The 17,712-nt window shown below is 72.3% G+C and carries 16 protein-coding genes; 5 read left to right on the top strand and 11 right to left on the bottom strand.

Translation table 11 applies throughout. The features are described from left to right. Window positions 1-119 precede the first annotated feature (119 nt). The 4 genes from WDW90_RS07580 to WDW90_RS07565 all read right to left on the bottom strand — a co-directional run bounded on the left by WDW90_RS07580 (window position 120) and on the right by WDW90_RS07565 (window position 3,202). Window positions 120-635, bottom strand: coding sequence for a GNAT family N-acetyltransferase (locus tag WDW90_RS07580; protein ID WP_336486731.1), 516 nt, complete (start codon window positions 633-635; stop codon window positions 120-122). Between the two features lie 195 nt (window positions 636-830). Further along, on the bottom strand, window positions 831-1,097 hold the full coding sequence (rpmA, locus tag WDW90_RS07575) for a 50S ribosomal protein L27 (RefSeq protein WP_336486729.1): 267 nt from the start codon (window positions 1,095-1,097) through the stop codon (window positions 831-833). 44 nt (window positions 1,098-1,141) lie between these two features. Continuing rightward, window positions 1,142-1,474, bottom strand: a complete 333-nt coding sequence (gene rplU, locus WDW90_RS07570; protein WP_336486728.1) for a 50S ribosomal protein L21 — start codon at window positions 1,472-1,474, stop codon at window positions 1,142-1,144. 189 nt (window positions 1,475-1,663) lie between these two features. Further along, window positions 1,664-3,202 (bottom strand): helicase HerA-like domain-containing protein, encoded by a 1,539-nt coding sequence (locus WDW90_RS07565; protein ID WP_336486727.1) that lies wholly within the window; start codon window positions 3,200-3,202, stop codon window positions 1,664-1,666. A 137-nt stretch (window positions 3,203-3,339) separates the two neighbouring features. Between WDW90_RS07565 and WDW90_RS07560 the strand changes: the two genes are divergently transcribed. Beyond that, a complete protein-coding gene (locus WDW90_RS07560; protein ID WP_336486726.1) occupies window positions 3,340-3,726 on the top strand; it encodes a DUF2780 domain-containing protein in 387 nt (128 codons plus the stop codon). 187 nt (window positions 3,727-3,913) lie between these two features. Continuing rightward, window positions 3,914-4,933: a l-ornithine N(alpha)-acyltransferase gene (gene olsB / locus WDW90_RS07555; protein WP_336486725.1), complete on the top strand. Its 1,020-nt coding sequence runs from the start codon at window positions 3,914-3,916 to the stop codon at window positions 4,931-4,933. Window positions 4,934-5,137: 204 nt separating this feature from the next. Here olsB and WDW90_RS07550 read toward each other — a convergent pair whose 3' ends face one another. From WDW90_RS07550 to WDW90_RS07530, 5 genes are all read right to left on the bottom strand, one after another. After that, window positions 5,138-5,260 carry a hypothetical protein gene (locus tag WDW90_RS07550; RefSeq protein WP_336486724.1) on the bottom strand — a complete coding sequence of 41 codons (123 nt, stop codon included), beginning with the start codon at window positions 5,258-5,260 and terminating at the stop codon, window positions 5,138-5,140. A gap of 60 nt (window positions 5,261-5,320) precedes the next feature. Continuing rightward, window positions 5,321-10,165, bottom strand: coding sequence for an NAD-glutamate dehydrogenase (locus WDW90_RS07545; protein ID WP_336486723.1), 4,845 nt, complete (start codon window positions 10,163-10,165; stop codon window positions 5,321-5,323). A gap of 138 nt (window positions 10,166-10,303) precedes the next feature. Continuing rightward, complete coding sequence (locus WDW90_RS07540; RefSeq protein WP_336486722.1) at window positions 10,304-11,080, bottom strand: 5-oxoprolinase subunit PxpA; 777 nt, start codon at window positions 11,078-11,080, stop codon at window positions 10,304-10,306. 53 nt (window positions 11,081-11,133) lie between these two features. Further along, window positions 11,134-12,150, bottom strand: a complete 1,017-nt coding sequence (locus tag WDW90_RS07535) for a 5-oxoprolinase subunit C family protein (protein WP_336486721.1) — start codon at window positions 12,148-12,150, stop codon at window positions 11,134-11,136. Further along, complete coding sequence (locus WDW90_RS07530; RefSeq protein WP_336486720.1) at window positions 12,147-12,890, bottom strand: 5-oxoprolinase subunit B family protein; 744 nt, start codon at window positions 12,888-12,890, stop codon at window positions 12,147-12,149. Before WDW90_RS07530 ends, WDW90_RS07535 begins: the two co-directional genes overlap by 4 nt. A gap of 256 nt (window positions 12,891-13,146) precedes the next feature. On the opposite strand from WDW90_RS07530, the gene WDW90_RS07525 reads away from it, so the two are divergent. From WDW90_RS07525 to WDW90_RS07515, 3 genes are all read left to right on the top strand, one after another. After that, entirely contained in the window at window positions 13,147-13,398 is a 252-nt protein-coding gene (locus WDW90_RS07525; RefSeq protein WP_336486719.1) for a hypothetical protein, read from the top strand. A 144-nt stretch (window positions 13,399-13,542) separates the two neighbouring features. Next, window positions 13,543-14,466 carry a DUF6328 family protein gene (locus WDW90_RS07520; protein WP_336486718.1) on the top strand — a complete coding sequence of 308 codons (924 nt, stop codon included), beginning with the start codon at window positions 13,543-13,545 and terminating at the stop codon, window positions 14,464-14,466. A 103-nt stretch (window positions 14,467-14,569) separates the two neighbouring features. After that, entirely contained in the window at window positions 14,570-15,700 is a 1,131-nt protein-coding gene (locus WDW90_RS07515; protein WP_336486717.1) for an acyltransferase family protein, read from the top strand. Here the strand turns inward: WDW90_RS07515 and WDW90_RS07510 are convergent, their stop codons facing one another. Both WDW90_RS07510 and queG read right to left on the bottom strand, forming a co-directional pair. Beyond that, entirely contained in the window at window positions 15,701-16,570 is an 870-nt protein-coding gene (locus tag WDW90_RS07510; RefSeq protein WP_336486716.1) for an SDR family oxidoreductase, read from the bottom strand. After that, on the bottom strand, window positions 16,567-17,712 hold the full coding sequence (queG, locus tag WDW90_RS07505; protein WP_336486740.1) for a tRNA epoxyqueuosine(34) reductase QueG: 1,146 nt from the start codon (window positions 17,710-17,712) through the stop codon (window positions 16,567-16,569). The genes WDW90_RS07510 and queG overlap by 4 nt, the downstream gene beginning before the upstream one ends.

Here is a 17,712-nt window from a genome sequence, read left to right as displayed (position 1 = left end):
TGGCGGTCTCTTCCAGCGAGACATCGAGTCCGGCAAAGTAGCGCATGGCTGCTCCTTCCTGATGCGTGTGGCGATCCGACGTCGACCACGATCTCACATCTCGACAGGAGCAGCCGCCTTCAGCCGAACCGCGGCCTGACCCCAATCACCCCATCTGTCCGCGCGAAGCCGCATTTCTGCAGCACGCGCCGCGAGGCCGCGTTCTCGACGCGCGCCGCCGAGGTCAGCGTCTGTCCCGGCGTGTAGGCGAAGTAGGCCTCGACGAGGGCGCCGACGGCTTCCGTGCCGAGGCCCCTCCCCCAGTGCGGCGCGCCGAGCCAGTAGCCGAGATGGGGTCCGGCCGCGCCGGGATCCGGCTCGATCGAGACGATGCCGATCAGGGATTGGGGCCGCCCCCGCGGGGCGATTGCCATCACGAGGGAGCGCCCCTCCGTGTTCGTCCAGCGCGCCTTGACGACGAAGCCGTCGACCGTGGAACGGTCGAGCGGGTGCGGGATCCGCGCGGTCATCTCCGAGACCGCCCGGTCGCCCGCGAGGTCCACGATCGCGGCGGCATCCGCGGCGCAGGGCCAGCGCAGCCACAGGCGCCGGGTCTCCAGCCGGAAGACGTCGTCACGGGTCAGGTCGGGGAACATGCTCGGCTCCGATCAGGGGGCGGCCGGACCGCCTCAGATCTTCGGACGAAGAAGGGGGAAGATGGCATCCCATCCTCCCCCGCGTTCCGTTCGCAACCCGAGCCCTCTGTCAGGGCCACGAGGATGCTTCGGATCCGCCGGGTTCGGTGTGGGACACCGGCGGGAAGCTCCTCGTCTGTCGAGCTTGTCCGCCGCCTACTCGGCCGCCTCTTGAAGCGGTACGACCGCCACGAAGGCGCGCCCGCGTTTCGTCTCGAAGCGCACGCGGCCCTCCGTCAGGGCGAACAGGGTGTGATCCTTGCCCATCCCGACATTGGTGCCCGGGTGCCACTTGGTGCCGCGCTGACGCACGATGATGTTGCCCGGGATCACGGCCTCCGAGCCGAACTTCTTGACGCCGAGGCGCCGGCCTTCCGAGTCGCGGCCGTTGCGGGACGAGCCGCCTGCTTTCTTGTGTGCCATGGAAATCTAGCTCCGAATTCGAACGGGGGCGGGGCGAGCGGGGCTCAGCCCTTCGCGCTCTTGGCGCCGGCGTCGATGCCGGTGATGCGCACGACCGTGTGGTGCTGGCGATGGCCGCGCTTGCGGCGCGAGTTCTGCCGGCGCCGCTTCTTGAAGGCGATCACCTTCTTGTCGCGGCCATGGCCGACGATCTCGCCCGTGACGCTGATGCCCGACAGGAGCGGCGCGCCGACCTGGGTGGCGTCGCCGTCCGTGAACAGCAGGACCTCGCCGAAGGTCACGCTCGATCCGGCCTCGCCCTCGAGGCTCGCGATCGTGATGGTGTCGTTGGCGGCGACGCGGTACTGCTTGCCGCCGGTCTTGATGACTGCGAACATCGTTCTCTCTCGTGTTCCGATCGGCCTCCGGAGCGAGCCCCTGGACCGGCTTTTTATCAGTTCGTCCCGACCGGCAGGGTGGCCCGCGGCGAAACGCGAAACGCGCGGACTTCTGCGAGGAAGCCGCGCGTGGTGCCGGGTGGATAGTCCGGGCGGGGCCGTTTTGTCAACGCGCGGCTTGCTCCCACGCTACTTCTTCATCAGGCCGCCGAGCACGTTGCGCAGGATCGCGTTGCCGACCTGGGTGCCGACGCTGCGCGCCATCGAGCGGGCGGCGTTGGTGACCATCTGCTCGGCGAGGCTCTGGGGCGGCCGGCGACCTCCCTTGCCCTGGCCGGCGGCCGGCTTCGAGCCGAGGACGCCGCCCAGCATGCCGCCGAGGCTGCCGAGAAGGCCGCCCAGGCCGCCCTCCGAGGCCTGCGCCGCCTCGGCCGGGGCCGAATCGAGACCCTTGCGCTTGGCCAGCATCTCGTAGGCGCTCTCGCTGTCGACGGCCGCGTCGTATTTCCCGCGCAGCGGGCTCTCGGCGATGATTGCGGCGCGTTCGGCCGGGGTGAGCGGTCCGACGCGCCCCTGCGGCGGCGCGATGAAGGCGCGCTCGACCACCGATGGCGTGCCCTTGGCCTCCAGGAAACTCACCAGCGCCTCGCCGACGCCGAGCTCCGTGATGGCCTTGGCGACGTCGAAGCCCGGATTCTGCCGGAAGGTCTCGGCGGCCGAGCGCACCGCCCGCTGGTCACGGGGCGTGAAGGCGCGCAGCGCGTGCTGCACCCGGTTGCCGAGCTGCCCCAGCACGGTCTCGGGCACGTCGAGGGGATTCTGCGACACGAAGTAGACGCCGACGCCCTTCGAGCGGATCAGCCGCACCACCTGCTCGACCGCGTCGAGCAGCGCCTTCGGGGCGTCGTTGAAGAGGAGGTGCGCCTCGTCGAAGAAGAAGACCAGCTTCGGCTTGTCGAGGTCGCCGACCTCCGGCAGCTCCTCGAACAGCTCGGAGAGCATCCACAGCAGGAAGGACGCGTAGAGCCGCGGCTTCTGCATCAGCTTGTCGGCGGCCAGGATGTTGACGATCCCGCGCCCGTCGCGGTCGGTCCGCATGAAGTCGGCGAGGTTGAGCGCCGGCTCGCCGAAGAAGCGGTCCGCTCCCTGATTCTCCAGCATCAGGAGCTGGCGCTGGATAGCGCCGACGCTCGCGGCCGAGACGTTGCCGTACTTGCCGGAGACGTCCTTCAGGTTCTCCGACAGGAATCCGAGGAGCGCGCGCAGGTCCTTCAGGTCGAGGACCGGCCACTGGTTCTCGTCGGCCACCCGGAAGGCGATGTTGAGCACGCCCTCCTGGGTGTCGTTGAGCTCGAGGAGCCGCGCCAGCAGCAGCGGGCCCATCTCGGTCACGGTGCAGCGGATCGGGTGGCCCTGCTCGCCGAACAGATCCCAGAACACGGTGGGGAAGCGGTCGGGCTCGTAGGTGAGGCCGAGTTCCTCGGCGCGCTTCACGAAGGCGGGCTTGGCCTCGCCGTTCGCCGCCAGCCCCGAGAGGTCGCCCTTGATGTCGGCGGCGAAGACCGGGACGCCGGCATTCGAGAATCCCTCGGCCATCACCTGCAGCGTCACGGTCTTGCCGGTGCCGGTGGCTCCCGCCACGAGGCCGTGGCGGTTGGCGAGCCGCAGCGTCAGAAGCTCGGGCTTCGCGCCGCTCTTGCCGACCAGGATCGTGCCGCCATCCGTCATCCGACCGACTCCCCGCTGATCGCGCCCCAGGTTATGCCGCCGGCCCGCCCTATTTTCCAGATGCCGCCCGGCCGCCGCTTGATTTCGCGGTGGTCAAGCCCGAAGGACGGCGCAGGATCGTTCAGGAGCGCACCCCGATGGAAGAACTGATTGCCCGCGTGACCAACCGGACCGGCCTCGACGCCGCGACGGCTGAGACCGCGATCGGCCACATCCTCGCCTTCCTGCAGAAGGAGGGGCCGGCCGCCGAGGTGGGCCAGCTCGTCGCCGCCATGCCGGGCTCCGAGACCCTGATCGCGCAGGCGAACGAGGGCGAGGGCAACGGCGGGCTGATGGGCATGCTCGGCGGCATGATGGGCGGCGGCGTCATGGCGCTCGGCCAGAAGCTGATGTCGGCCGGCGTGCCGATGGGCCAGATGCAGCCGCTGGGCCAGGAACTCTTCGCCTTCGGCCGCGAGAAGGCCGGCGAGGACGTGATGGGCCCGATCGTCGGCTCGATCCCGGGGCTGAACCAGTTCGTGTGACGGGGGCGGCGGGCTCGCGCGCCCGAACGCGTGCCGCGGCGCCGCCTCCCTTCGGCCATCCCCCTGATGCGACAGGCGCGTGGCTGTCATAAAAGCGTGCGCGCTTCGTGGTGATGTGCCACCCCGTGGCGCGGGGCCGGGCATTCCGAGGGGATGCGTCCCGTGTTCCTGCAGGGCGGGCTGAACCATGGTCGCGAACTTCGCGCGCGGCGCTTCCGCGGCTTGGCTGAGCGGCTGGGAGAAGGGCGTCAACGGCCCGATCACCCGGCTCAAGCAAAAGAGCGCCGAGGCCGGCCTGCCGGGCTTCGGCGGGCGCAGCCTGATCCCGCCGGGCGCCACGCCCATCCGCTTCGGCGAGCGCTTCAAGGCGCCGCTCGCGACGCCCGGCCTCGATCCGAGCCTCGGCCGGATCGGCAGCCTGGAGGTGCGCCTCGCCACCCGCAAGTCGGAGGTGCGCCGGGCCCAGCGCCTGCGCTTCCGGGTGTTCTACGAGGAGATGTCGGCGATCCCGACCGGGATGGCGATGTTCTCGCGCCGCGACGTCGACGAGTACGACGCGGTCTGCGACCATCTCCTCGTCATCGACCACGCCGCCACCGAGGCGAAGCCCTTCCGGAAGCCGCGACCGAAGGTGGTGGGCACCTACCGGCTGCTGCGGCAGGAGGCGGCCGACCGGAATTTCGGCTTCTACACGGCGGGCGAGTACGACATCGCGCCGGTGCTCGCCGCCAATCCCGGCAAGCGGCTGCTCGAGCTCGGCCGCTCCTGCGTGCTCAAGCCCTACCGGACGAAGCGCACGGTCGAGCTCCTCTGGCACGGCATCTACGCCTACGTGCTGCACCACCGGATCGACGCGCTCCTGGGCTGCGCCAGCCTCGAGGGAACCGATCCGGATCGCCTCGCCCTGCCGCTGAGCTTCCTCCATCACCACGCGCGCGCGCCGGAGGCATGGCGGGCGCGGGCCCTGCCCGAGCGCTACGTGCCGATGGACCGGCTCGCCCGCGAGGCCGTGGACCCGAAGGCCGCCCTGCAGGCGCTGCCGCCGCTGATCAAGGGCTACCTGCGCGTCGGCGCCACGTTCGGCGACGGGGCAGTGATCGACCGCCAGTTCGGCACCACCGACGTGTTCGTGGTCCTGCCGGTGACCTCCATCGCGTCGCGCTATCTCGGCCATTTCGGCCCGGCGGCGAACCGGCACGCGGCCTGAACGGTACCCCGGCTGAATTGGCCGCCGGTTCGGCGCGAGACGGTGCGACGCCACGAAGGGTTGGAGCGGTGCCCCTGAGCCGGGAATCGTGGACGTCGCACTGGCGCGTTTTCCGCCAAAGTGGTTGCCGTTTTGGCGATCAGAAAAAGCGACAGATCAATGGTTTGGAGCATTTTCCGTGATCCAGGAATCACGGAAAATGCTCTAGCGGCCCCTCTCGTCCTCGCGGCGCAGGGCGCCCTTGCGCTGGCCCACGGCGATGAACCGCGCCACGAACAGGCCGAGCGGCAGCGACAGCAGGAACCAGTTGCGCAGGAATCTCAGCATCGGCTCGGCCCTCGGATCATCGGTGCGCACTCACGAGAGTCCCTGCCCTCCCGACTTGCATCATTCGTACCGCCGCGCGAGATCGGCGAGAAGGCTCGAGGCGACGACGGCCTTCGAGACGGTCAGGCCCGAGGCCGCGATCGACTCGACGGCGCCGCGGATGCGGGCGAGCATGGGCCCGCGCGCGGCAGCCCAGGCCTCCACGGCTTCGGGGCCGGCGCCGACATCGCCCACAACCTCGGCGGTGAGCCCGCGATGGGCGCGCGACAGGCCCGCCACCGCGCGCTCCAGCGCCACGTGGTCGAAGGTGTCTGAGACCGTGACCTTGCGGGCCTCGGCCGTGAGGTCGTCGAGCCGGAAGGCCCGCTCGATCGCGAAATGGGTCGCGGCGATCTCTGGCAGGGAGTGCCCGTCCGTCTCGGCGATCCGCACGATGTCGGGCGCGGAGATCAGCGCCTTCAGGCAGGCGAGGCGCCGGGCCGGCTCCTCCGCCATGCCGCGGCCGACGAGGTCGGCCCGGCGCGCCTCGATCTCGGCGAGGCCCTCCGCGTCGAGGATGCGCGGCAGCGCCTCCTGCACGGCCGCGATGCCCTCGCGGTAGCGGGCGACGATCGGCGCGATGCCGCCGCCGAGGTCGAGGTTGCGGAGGAACCAGACGATCCGGTTGGAGAGCAGGGCCTGGACCTCGGCGTAGAGGCCGAGCTGCGCCTCGCCCGAGATCTTCCCGTCGAGGCTGTCGATGGCGAGGTTCAGCTCCATCAGGCCGAAGGCGTCGCGCGTCACCGCGTAGGCCTTGGCGATGGCCGCCGCGTCGGCGCCGGTCTCGTCCATGAGCCGCGTCACGAGGGCCGGCCCGCCCCGGTTCACGATGATGTTCGAGAGCGCGGTGGCGATGATCTCCCGGCGCAGGCGGTGGCCCCTGACGGCGTCGGGGAAGCGTTGCTTGAGCGCCTGCGGGAAGTAGCGCTGCAATTCGCGGTCGAAATAGGGATCGTCCGGCACAGCGCTCGCCAGGATCGCGTCGTAGAGGGCAAGCTTGGCGTAGGCGAGCAGCACCGCGTATTCGGGCCGGGTCAGGCCCTCGCCGCGTCGCAGGCGCTCGGCGAGGGCCGCGTCGTCGGGCAGGAACTCCACCGCCCTGTCGAGGCGCCCCTCCGCCTCGAGCGCCTGCATCACCCGCATGGAGAAGCCCGTCTCGGCCGGCCCGCGCCGCAGCGCGAGCGAGAGTGCGAGGGTCTGAAGCTGATTGTTGCGCAGCACGAGCGCCGCGACCTCGTCCGTCATGGCGACGAGGAGGGCGTTGCGGCCCTCCGCGTCGAGGCGCCCGTCGCGCTCGGGCGCCATCAGGGCGATCTTGATGTTCACCTCGACGTCCGAGGTGTTGACGCCCGCCGAGTTGTCGATCGCGTCCGTGTTGAGGCGCACGCCCGCGCGCGCCGCCTCGATGCGGCCGCGCTGCGTCAGGCCGAGATTGGCGCCCTCGCCGATCACCTTGGCGCGCAGCATCGCGCCGGTGATGCGGACCGCGTCGTTGGCGCGGTCGCCCGCCTCCTCGTCGGTCTCGGCCGCGGCGCGGACGTAGGTGCCGATGCCGCCGAACCAAAGAAGGTCGACCGGCGCCTTGAGGATCGCCTGGATCACGTCCGCGGGCGTCGCCTCCGCTTGGTCGAATCCGAGCGCCGCCCGGGCTTCGGGCGAGAGCGGGATCGTCTTGAGGCTGCGCGGGAAGACGCCGCCGCCGCGCGAGATCAGCGCCCGGTCGTAATCGGCCCAGGACGAGCGGCCGAGATCGAACAGGCGGCGGCGCTCGGCGAAGCTCGCGGCCGGGTCGGGATCGGGGTCGAGGAAGATGTCGCGGTGGTCGAAGGCGGCCACGAGCTTGAGGCTCTCGGACAGCAGCATGCCGTTGCCGAACACGTCCCCCGACATGTCGCCGACGCCCGTCACCGTGACGGGATCGGCCTGGACATCGACGTCCATCTCGCGGAAGTGGCGCTTGACCGCCTCCCAGGCGCCGCGCGCCGTGATGCCCATGCCCTTGTGGTCGTAGCCCTGGCTGCCGCCCGACGCGAAGGCGTCGCCGAGCCAGTGGCCGCGCTCGAGCGAGATGCCGTTGGCGATGTCCGAGAAGGTCGCCGTGCCCTTGTCGGCGGCGACGACCAGGTAGGCGTCGTCGGGATCGTGCCGCACCGTGTCGGCGGGCGGCACGACCTGGTCGCCGACGATGTTGTCGGTGAGCTCGAGCAGCGTGCGGATGAAGATTCGGTAGGCCGCGGTGCCCTCCGCGAGCCAGGCCTGGCGGTCGGAGGCCGGCGGCAGCCGCTTCGGGAAGAAGCCGCCCTTGGCGCCCACCGGCACGATCACGGCATTCTTGACCTGCTGCGCCTTCACGAGGCCGAGGATCTCGGTGCGGAAATCCTCCGGCCGGTCGGACCAGCGCAGGCCCCCGCGCGCGACGTAGCCGTAGCGCAGGTGCAGGCCCTCGACGCGGGGGGAATAGACGAAGATCTCGAAGAAGGGCCGCGGCAGGGGCATGGCCGAGACCTTGGCGCAGGCGAACTTGAAGGCGATCGTGCTGCGCGGGTGCCCGTCCTCGGCGCGCTGGTAGAAGTTCGTGCGGACCATGGCCTCCACGAGGTTGACGAAGCGGCGCAGGATCCGATCCTCGTCGAGGCTCGTGACGTCGGCGAGCCCGGCCTCGATCTCGGCCCGGATCGCGGCCTGCGCGGCCTCGCGGTCGCCGACGGCAACCGGGTCGAAGCGGGCGTGGAACAGGGCGACGATGCGCGCCGCGAGCGCGCCGTGCCGGCTCAGCGTGGCGGCGAGGTAATCCTGGCCGTAGCGGATGCGCAGCTGCCGCAGGTAGCGCCCGAGCCCGCGCATCAGCGCGGTGTCGCGCCAGTCGAGGCCTGCCTCGAGCACCAAGCGGTTGTAGCCGTCGGATTCCGCCCGTCCTTGCGAGAGCGCGAGCAGCGCCGCCTCCAGCGGCTTCTCGGCCCTGGCGAGGTCGATTGGCGCGCCGGAGGCGCGTTCCAGCAGCATGTCGTGCAGCCAGACGCTCGCCTCCGGCTCGCCGCGCTCGATCCGGTAGGTGCGCTCGTTGATGACCCGGAAGCCGAGATTCTCCAGCGCCGGCACCCGCTCGGAGAGCGGCAGCGAGGCGCCGCGCGAGAACACCTTGAGGCGCACCTGCGAGTCCGGGTCGGTGTCGCGCCGCCCGAGATCGACGGCGCGCGGCGCCTCGGGGCCGAGCCGCTCCAGGATCGCGATGTCGTTGACCGCCACGGTCGGTGCGTAGGATTCGCGGTAGCCCACCGAGAAGGCGTCGGCGTAGCGCGCCGCGAGCGACCGGGCGGCCCGGCCCGGCAGCGTCTGCGAGAGCGCCTCGCGCAGCGCGTCCGCCCAGGTCTGGATGAGGCGGGCGATGCCGGCCTCGAGTGCGGCCGGGTCGCGCTCGCGCGTGCCCTTCTCGTAGAAGCCGATGACGAAGTGGGTGCGCGCGAGCGGCCCCTCGGGGAAGGCCGGGTAGGCGGCCGAGAGGCGCCCGCCATACGCCTCGGCGAGATAGGCGCCGATCCGGGACCGCACGGTCGAATCGTAGCGGTCCTTCGGCACGTAGACGAGGAGCGAGACGAAGCGGCCGAACCGGTCGGGCCGCGACAGCACGCGGATGCGGGGGCGGTCGGCGAGGTCCATGATCGCCAGCGCGAAGCGGTGCAGGCGGTCGACATCGATCTGGAACAGGTCGTCGCGCGGATAGGTCTCCAGCACCTCGATCAGGGTGCGGCCCGCATGGCTCGTCGGGTCGAGCCCGGCGCGGGCCACGACCGCGTCGACCTTGCCCCGCAGATACGGCACCTCCCGGGCTTGGCTCGTATAGGCGGTCGCGGCGAACAGGCCGACGATGCGCAGCTCGCCCGAGAGCTGCCCGGCCTCGGTGTAGAGCTTCACCTCGATGTAATCGAGATGGGTCGGCCGGTGCACCCGCGAGCGGGCGCTGGCCTTGGTCACGATCAGCGCCTGCGGCCCTTCGAGGAAGGCCGCGATCTCGGGCGTCATGTCGACGAGACTGCGTCCGAGGCGCAGCACCTCGACCTTCGGGTCGCGCAGGAGCCCGAGGGCGGCCTCGCCGAGGATCGGGTGGGTGCGCCCGTCGAGGCCGTGGCCGCGCATGCCGAGCAGGGTGAAGTGGCCGTCGCGCAGCCATTCGAGGAAGGCGAGCGCCTCGCGCGCCTCGGCCTCGGCGACGGGCGGCGGCGCGCGGCGGTAGGATTCGATCAGGGCATCGAGCAGGCCGAGCATGGCGGCGTGGTCGTCCGTCGCCACCGCGACGTCCGTGTAGACCCGCGCCAGCCCGTCGGTGAGGCGGGTGCGCACCTCATCCTCGTCGATCCGGTCGAGGTGGATGTGGATGAAGCTCTCGCGCCGGAAGGCGCCCTGCACGTCCGCCGTGGTCTCGCCGACGACCCGGGCAAGCAGGCCCTGCGCGTCCCGCTCGACACCGAGGATCGGGTGGGCGACGAGCAAGGGGGCGAGGCCCTGGTTCGCGAGTTCGGCCAGCGTCGAATCGAGCAGGAAGGGCCGGTTGTCGTTGACGACCTCGAGGATCGTCAGGTCGCGCTCGCGCCCGCCGCGCTCCACTGTCAGGTCGCGCAGCCACAGGCCGGCCGGCGCGCCCGGCGGGTGCGGGTCCGCGAGGTGGCGGCGCGCCGCGGTCGCGATGGCGGCGAGCGCCTCGGCCGCGTAGGGCGCCAGATCCTCCGGCGGCACGCGCCCGAACAGGTCGTTGACGAAGCCGCCCGGGTGGCCCTGGCGCTCGACCAGGGCGGCGGCCGCCTCGATCAGCCCGGTTCGCGAGGCCTTTCCCTGGCTCGAGGCAAGGGCCGTTGCCGCTTCGACCGTCATGACGGGACCTCCCGAGTCGTCTGGCGCGGGCAAGCTTAGACCCACGCGCGCGCCGCAGACAGGCTTCGTGCGGGCCGGAGCCGCGCGAACGCTTTCAAACCGCGGCCGGATGACAGGGTTGTGTCGAGGCCGCGGGCGTCACGGCCGGGGCGCCGCCCCGGCGAAGGCCGCCAGCCGGATCCCGGCGCCGTCGAGCCGCTGCCGTACCGCGCGGGCGGTGGCGACGGCGTGGGCCGAGTCGCCGTGGACGCAGATCGAGCGGATCGGCGTCGGCAGGCGCGCACCGCCCGCCGTGACGATGGCGCCGGCCTCCACCATGGCGAGGACCCGGTCGGCGGCCTCATCCGCCCGCGTGATCAGGGCGCCGGGCTCGCCGCGCGGGATCAGCTGGCCGCCTTCCGTGTAGCCGCGGTCGGCGAAGATCTCCTGGTGCACGGCGAGCCCTAGCGCCTCGCCCGCGGGGACCTGCGCGCTGAGCGCGATGGCGAGCAGCGCGAGATCCGGATCGACGGCGCGCACCGCGCGCGCGACCGCGTCCGCGACCGCGGGCTCGGCCGCCGCGAGGTTGGCGAGCGCCCCGTGCGCCTTGACGTAGGCGACGCGGTGGCCGGCATAGGCCGCGAGCGCCTGCGCGGCGCCGACCTGATAGGCCACGAGCCGCTCGATCTCGGGCGCGGTGAAGGGGATCCGGCGCCGGCCGAAGCCCCAGAGATCCGGGAAGCCCGGATGGGCGCCGACCGCGACGCCGCGCTCGCGCGCGAGCCGGAAGGTCGCCGCCATGATCTCGGGATCGCCCGCGTGCAGGCCGCAGGCGACGTTGGCCGAGGTGACGATGTCGAGCATCGCCGCGTCGTCGCCGCAGGCATAGGCGCCGAAGCCTTCCCCGAGATCGGCGTTGAGATCGACGCTGGCCATCCTGGTCCTCCCTGTCGCGCGCCGCGATGGTAGCAGAGGCCCGGGGCCGGGCCCTACCCGACCACGCCGCCGATGAGGTTGCGGCCGAGCAGGAACTCGGAGCTGAAATCGGTGCGGATCACGGGCTCCAGGGCGACGGGGGCTTCGAGGGAAGCGGCCTCGGCTCGGCGCGCCGCGACGGCCTCCTCGACGGAGACCGCCCGGAAGCGCAGGCGCGTACCGCCCTGCGCCTGCGCCAGCCGGCCGAGATCGGCCCCGATCACGGTGGCGATCTTCGGGTAGCCGCCGGTCGGCTGGCGATCGGCCATCAGCACGACGGGCAGGCCCTCTCCGGGCACCTGGATCGCGCCCATGGCGATGCCGTCCGAGACGATGTCGTGCCCCCGCGCGTGCCGGAGCGGCTCGCCGTCGAGGAAGCAGGCCATGCGGTCGCCCATCGCCGTCACGCTCCAGTCCCGCGACAGGAAGGCGTCGATCTCGGAGGGCGCGAAGGCGTCCTCCTGCGGCCCGGGCACGACCCGGATCATGTCCGGCGGCCGCTCCAGCCAGGGGGCGACGAGGGCGGCGGCCTCGCCGAGGAACGCGCGCGCGTCGGCGACCGCGAGCCCGTCGCCGGCCGCGAGCGCGCGGCCCCCGAGCCCGCCCATCCCGGAGCGGGTGTGGGTTGCAGTCGAGCCGAGGGCCGGCGGCACGTCGATCCGGCCCGCCACCGCGAGGGTGCACCACGCCCCCGCCCGGCCGGCCCGGATCGTCAGGGTCATGCCGGGGCGCAGGGTCAGCGCCACGGCCGGCGGCAGGGGGCGGCCGTCGCAGTCGATCCGGAAGGCGCCCCCCGCGAGCGCCACGTCGACGGGCGCCTCCTCGGCCGTCGCCGAGAGGCCGCCGAGCCCGATCTCGATCGCGGTCGACCCGAGCGGGTTGCCGAGCGCGCGGTTGGCGGTCGCGTGGGCGAGCCGGTCCATCGGCCCGGCCGGGGTGATGCCGTAGCGCATGTAGCCGCGCCGGCCCCCGTCCTGGAGCGTGACGCCGCCGCCGGCCGAGAGGAGGCGCAGGGTCGCCCGCCCGGTCACGGCGCCTCCCTCCGGGCCACGATCTCGCCGGCCGCGGCGCGCCGCTCCAGATCGGCGAAGGCCGAAGCACCGACGGGCTCGAAGCTGAGCGCATCGCCGCTCTCGATCAGGAAGGCCGGGTCGCGCGCCTCCGCGAACAGGCGCTCGGGCGTGCGGGCGAGCACGTACCAGCCGGTCGGCATCGGGAAGGTGCCGATCGCGGCGAGCCCGCCCCCGATCAGGACCGCGCCCGGCGGGTGCGGCGGCCGCGGGCGGGGGCGGCGCGGCACCGCCAGCGCCTTGGGCAGGCCGCCGAGATAGGCGAAGCCCGGGGCGAAGCCGTACATGTAGACGCGGTACTCGGCGCCCGCGTGGAGCGCCGCCGCGGAGGCGGCGTCGAGGCCGGCGAGCGCCGCCGCCTCCGCGAGATCCTCGCCGAAGGCCGGGTCGTAGCAGCAGGGAATCGTCCAGCGCCGCCCCTCGCGGCGGGCGGCGCCTGCCTCCGCCAGCATTCCCTCGACCGCGCCGACGAGCGCCGCGCGGGTCAGAACGAGCGGGTCGTAGTGGATCATCAGCGAGCGGTAGGTCGGAACCGTCTCGGAGAGGCCGTCCGGCGGCCGGGCCGAGAGCGCCGCGTCGAGGGCGAGCACCCGGTCGTTGATCGCCGGGTCGACGGATGCGCCGAACTCCACCACCAGCGCCGCCTCGCCCGCGTCGAGGTAGCGGGGCGGAGCGATCGGGTCCGTGCCGGATGCCGTCATGGTTGCGCCTCTGCGGGGGTGCCTGCGTGTCCGCCCCCGGCACGCCGCGTCCGATCCTGAACCAGCCCCCGCCCCTGTGCACGCGGATTCGCGCGCCGGCGCCAGCACGAGGCTCGCCCAACCGCGCGGCACCTGTCGGCCGACGCCACCGCCCTGAAGTATCACGTTCGCGTGAAAGACAGATCTTCATTTTATCGGTTGTTGACCAGTAAATCATCCGGATCGATCATGGACTTACTGTCTTGGAGATTGCCGGATGGGTATTTGTGGAATCTGCGGCGGCACGGGTTACGTGAAGGACGAGGCCTGCAACGGCACCGGCCGCGTCCGAGGGGCCTGCTCGACCTGCGGCGGGAGCGGGCAGGTCTACAGCAACGGCGATTACGTCCCCTGTCCGAATCCCGAGTGCAGCCAGGGGAGCGTTCCGGTCGAACATTGGGATTGCAACGGGACCGGCCGGTTCAAGCACCAGCTCTGCAACGGGACGGGCCAGTTCCCGCCGCCGTGAGCGGGGCGCCCGCGGCAAGGCGGCGGGCCCGCTCGGGATGTGGCACCCGGGTTCCCGGATCATCGGCGATGCCCGATCGCGCGGGAACCGAGCGCGGCCATATTCTGTTGCAACAGCCCGGCCCGCATTGCCCGGTTGTCGCGTATGTCCCTGTCCAGAAAGGTGAAGATCGGTCTCGACGAGACGCGCATCCTCATCCTGGGCGTGCAGATCCTGCTGGGTTTCCAGTTCCAGGCGGCATTCCGGCCGGGCTTCGAGCGCATCCCGCTCCATGACCGCGTCGTCTGGCTCGCAGCGCTGGCGCTGATTGCCGTGACGGTCGCGCTCCTCATCACGCCGACCGTGCGGCACCGGATGGTCGAGCGCGGCCGGGACACGCGGAGCATCCTGGGCGCCATCGGGCACTTTGCGGGGCTGTCGCTCGCCCCCTTCGCCCTCGCCCTCGGCGCCGACCTGTTCCTGGCCGTCGAGCCGGTCCTCGGCCTTGCCGCCGCCATCGGAGCCGGCCTCGTCGCCGGCGGCCTCGCGCTCGCGTTCTGGTACGGGCTCGAGGCCCTGAAGGCCCGCACCATCGGAGACAGGGAGCGTGCCATGACCCACAGCGAACCCGACGGCGAGCACACGCCCCTGGAGCAGAAGGTCGAGCAGATGCTGACGGAGGCCCGGGTGATCCTGCCCGGCGCGCAGGCGCTGCTCGGCTTCCAGCTCGTCATCACCTTCACGGACGCGTTCGAGGAACTGCCCTTCCCGGCCAAGCTCGTGCATCTCGCCGCGCTCGGGTTCCTGATGCTGACCGTGATCTGGCTGATCGCGCCCGCCGCCTTCCACCGGATCGTCTACGCAGGCGAGGACACGCCGGGCTTCCTGACCATCGGGAGCCGCTTCCTGCTCGCCGCGAGCGTGACGCTGGCGCTCGGCATCGCGGCCGATCTCGGGGTCGTCGTGACCAAGGTCGCCGGCTCGGCGACCGCCGGCTCCGCGGCGGCCGCGGCGGCCCTCGCGCTCCTCGTCGGCCTCTGGCACGTCTACCCGCTGGTTCTGCGCGGGCGGAGCCACACCCCGCGCTGACACGAGCGGATCGGGCGGGATCAGCCGCGCTGCCGCCGCAATCGCCCTGCATCGCCGCGGGCGGCGGTCCGCGACGGGGCCGCCCGCTCACGGAGTCGGCGCGATGCGTGGCTATCGGTACGAGGCGCTCGACGGGGTGCGGGCGCTCGCGGCGCAGGTCGTGCTCGTGAGCCACGGCCTCGGCATGGCGTTCTTTCCGGTCCACAGCCCCGGTGCCGCCGCCGCGGAATGGTTCGGGCGGCTCGCCGTGATGGTGTTCTTCTCGCTCTCCGGCTTCGTCATCGCCACGAGCCTCGTCCGGCTCGTGGCCGCCGACGGCGCCCGCTTCGGCGTGGCCTACGCGGTCCACCGCCTCGCCCGGATCTGGCCGCCGCTGGTGCTCGCGATCCTCGTGACCTTCGCGGTCGGCTGGCTCGGGCAGAACGGGCTGCCGCTCCTGACCAAGACCGGCGATCCCTATCGGCTCGACGCGGTCGCCTTCCTGCGCGGCATCACCCTCACCTTCGCGCCGGGCGACGCCACCTTCGTGATCGACCGGGCGCTGTGGTCGCTGCGCCAGGAGGTCTACCTCTACGCGGTCGCGGCCTTCGCGGCGCTGGCCTACGTCGCCCGCGGCGCTCGCCGCCTCCTCGGGGGGCTCGCCGTGCTCGGGCTCGTCGCCCTGACGGCGGACCGCTTCTTCTACCTGCAATCGCTGGCGCTGTTCTCGGCCGGCGCGGCCGCGGCCCTCCTCGGCGGGCAGGCGCGCCTGCGCGCGCTCGCCGCCGCGCCCTGGCTCGGCCCTGCCCTGCTGGCGCTTCTCGCCGCGCCCCTGCTCTTCGTCGGGCATCCGGGCTTCATCGACGCGATGAGCGACGGATCGCTGTTCCTGGCCTACCAGGCCCTGCTCGGCATCCCCGTCGCCCTCTACCTCCTCGGCCTCGCGAGCGCGGACGGGCCGGCCGCGCGGGGCTTCTCGCGATGGAGCTCAGCGGCCGGCTTCTCGTACACGCTCTACGTCATACACGTACCCGTGATGACGCTGGTCTTCTCGCTGCGCGCCCATCTCGGGCTGGCGCAGGGCCTTGCCGGCACGCTCGCGACGCTCGTCGCGGCGCTCGTCGTGGCCGAGGCCGCCTCCTACGCCGCGGCCCGCGCGGTCGAGCGCCCGCGCGCCTTCCGCCGGGTCCTGTTCCGGCTGCTGACGGCCGCGGGCCTCGCGCGCGCGCCGCTGCGGCCGGCGCCCTCGTCCTGATCAGCCCCGCGCGTCGTCGACGAGCGCGGCGAGCCCCTCCCGATAGGTCGGGTAGGCGAGGTCGACGCCGAGCTCCTCCCGGATCAGGCGGTTGCGCACCCGCTTGTTCTCCCCGTAGAAGCTGCGCGCCATCGGGCTCAACTCCGCCGTCTCGAAGTCGACGGCCGGCGGCAGCGGCAGGCCGGCGAGATCCGCGGCATATTCCGTCACGAGCTGGGGCGGCGCCGGCTCGTCGTCGGTGACGTTGTAGATGCCGCCGCCGCGCGGCCGATCCAGCGAGGCGGCGAGGCTCGACGCGATGTCGTCGACATGGATCCGGTTGAAGACCTGATCCCGCTTGATGATGCGCTGCGCCTTGCCCTCGCGCAGCTTGACGAAGGGGTTGCGGCCCGGCCCGTAGATCCCCGACAGCCGGAACACCTGGACGGCCTTGCCGGTCTCGGCTCCCAGCGCCAGCCAGTCCCGCTCGACCGCGAGCCGCATCCGCGAGCGCTCGCTCCGCGGCGACGGCTCCGTCGCCTCGTCGATCCAGGCGCCGCCCTGGTCACCGTAGACCCCGATCGTCGAGAGGTAGCCGATCCAGCGGATCCGGCTCTCGCGGATGTGACTGGCATGGGCCGCCAGGACCGAGTCGCCGCAGCGGCCAGGCGGCGCCGAGACGAGGAGCGCGTCGCAATCCGCGAGGTCGGCCGCGATGGCGGGATCGTCGCGGTTCTCTGCGAAAGCGTACATGGTTTGTGCCGTTTGCGCGGCGAGCGCCCGGGCCTTGTCCGGCTCCGTCACGGTGGCGGCGATCCGTCCGAAGCGCCCGCGCTCGCGCTCGACGAAGCGCCGCGCCGTGAAGCCGAGGCCGAAGACGAAGAGGTTCATGAAAGCTCCCTGCTTAACCGCCGATCCTTGCCCTGTTCCAGCACGGCCCGCCACTCAGAGAGCACCTGCGCGTCCGTTTCGCCGGACGCGTGGTCCCTGAAGAGGTCGCGGCACTCGGCCGCGGCCAGCAGCCGTCCGCAGGCCCAGACCGCCATGCCGCGCACGAGCGGCGCCGGGTCGCGCAGGCAGCGCACGGCCTCGTCGGCGAGCGCGCGCGACCCGGAATTCCCGATCGCGATCAGCACGTTGCGCAGGAAGCGGTCGCGCCCCGTGCGCTTCACCGGCGTTCCCGCGAAACGCTGCCGGAAGCCCGCCTCGTCGAGCCGCGCGAGCTCGGCGAGCGGCGGCGCGGCGAGGTCCGGGCGCGCCGCGAGCCGTCCCTCGCGGGCCGTTTCGGCGAACTTGTTCCAGGGGCAGACGGCGAGGCAATCGTCGCAGCCGAAGACCCGGTTGCCGATCGCCGCGCGGAATTCCGGCGCGATCGGGCCGGCGTGCTCGATCGTCAGATAGGAGATGCACCGGCGCGCATCGAGCCGATACGGCGCCGGGAAGGCGTCCGTCGGGCAGATGTCGAGGCAGCGCCGGCAAGTCCCGCAATGGTCCCGCTCCGGCTCGTCCGGCTCTATCTCGGCGCCCGTATAGATCGCCCCGAGAAGCAGCCAGTTGCCGAGCGCGCGCGAGACCAGCACCGTGTGCTTGCCCTGCCAGCCGAGCCCGGCGGCCTCGGCGAGAGGCTTTTCCATGACCGGCGCGGTGTCGACGAAGACCTTGACCGGACAGGCGCTTTTCGCCGCGAGATACCCGCCGAGTTCCTTCAGCTTGCCCTTGATCACGTCGTGGTAGTCGCGCCGCTGCGCGTAGGCCGCGATGGCGCCGTGAGCCCGCTGCCCGAGGAGCGCGAGCGGGTCGTCGTCGGGCCCGTAACTCATCCCGAGCATGAGGATGGTGCGGACCTCGGGCCACAGGACCCTCGGGTCTGCGCGCTGATCGGCGCGCTCGGCCATCCAGCCCATCTCGCCCTGCGCGCCGGCTTCGAGCCATGCCGAGAGACGCCCCGGCAGGTCCGGCACGGCGTCCGGCCGGGTCACGCGCAGGGCGTCGAAGCCGAGGTGCCGGGCCCGCGCCTCGACCAGCCGGCGCAG

Source organism: Methylobacterium nigriterrae, assembly GCF_037106235.1.
Classification (GTDB): Bacteria; Pseudomonadota; Alphaproteobacteria; order Rhizobiales; family Beijerinckiaceae; genus Methylobacterium; species Methylobacterium nigriterrae.
Note: the sequence above shows the minus strand (reverse complement) of the source record. Positions and strands in the feature narration are given on the sequence as shown.

Bases quoted from the DNA above. Each gene is read 5' to 3' on its own strand.
- WDW90_RS07560 (WP_336486726.1), top strand. From the start codon at position 3,340: ATGGAAGAACTGATTGCCCGCGTGACCAACCGGACCGGCCTCGACGCC.
- WDW90_RS07565 (WP_336486727.1), bottom strand. From the start codon at position 3,202: ATGACGGATGGCGGCACGATCCTGGTCGGCAAGAGCGGCGCGAAGCCC.
- WDW90_RS07545 (WP_336486723.1), bottom strand. From the start codon at position 10,165: ATGACGGTCGAAGCGGCAACGGCCCTTGCCTCGAGCCAGGGAAAGGCC.
- WDW90_RS07550 (WP_336486724.1), bottom strand. From the start codon at position 5,260: ATGCTGAGATTCCTGCGCAACTGGTTCCTGCTGTCGCTGCCGCTCGGC.
- WDW90_RS07540 (WP_336486722.1), bottom strand. From the start codon at position 11,080: ATGGCCAGCGTCGATCTCAACGCCGATCTCGGGGAAGGCTTCGGCGCC.
- WDW90_RS07520 (WP_336486718.1), top strand. From the start codon at position 13,543: ATGTCCCTGTCCAGAAAGGTGAAGATCGGTCTCGACGAGACGCGCATC.
- WDW90_RS07530 (WP_336486720.1), bottom strand. From the start codon at position 12,890: ATGACGGCATCCGGCACGGACCCGATCGCTCCGCCCCGCTACCTCGAC.
- rpmA (WP_336486729.1), bottom strand. From the start codon at position 1,097: ATGGCACACAAGAAAGCAGGCGGCTCGTCCCGCAACGGCCGCGACTCG.
- WDW90_RS07515 (WP_336486717.1), top strand. From the start codon at position 14,570: ATGCGTGGCTATCGGTACGAGGCGCTCGACGGGGTGCGGGCGCTCGCG.
- WDW90_RS07580 (WP_336486731.1), bottom strand. From the start codon at position 635: ATGTTCCCCGACCTGACCCGTGACGACGTCTTCCGGCTGGAGACCCGG.
- WDW90_RS07525 (WP_336486719.1), top strand. From the start codon at position 13,147: ATGGGTATTTGTGGAATCTGCGGCGGCACGGGTTACGTGAAGGACGAG.
- WDW90_RS07510 (WP_336486716.1), bottom strand. From the start codon at position 16,570: ATGAACCTCTTCGTCTTCGGCCTCGGCTTCACGGCGCGGCGCTTCGTC.
- olsB (WP_336486725.1), top strand. From the start codon at position 3,914: ATGGTCGCGAACTTCGCGCGCGGCGCTTCCGCGGCTTGGCTGAGCGGC.
- rplU (WP_336486728.1), bottom strand. From the start codon at position 1,474: ATGTTCGCAGTCATCAAGACCGGCGGCAAGCAGTACCGCGTCGCCGCC.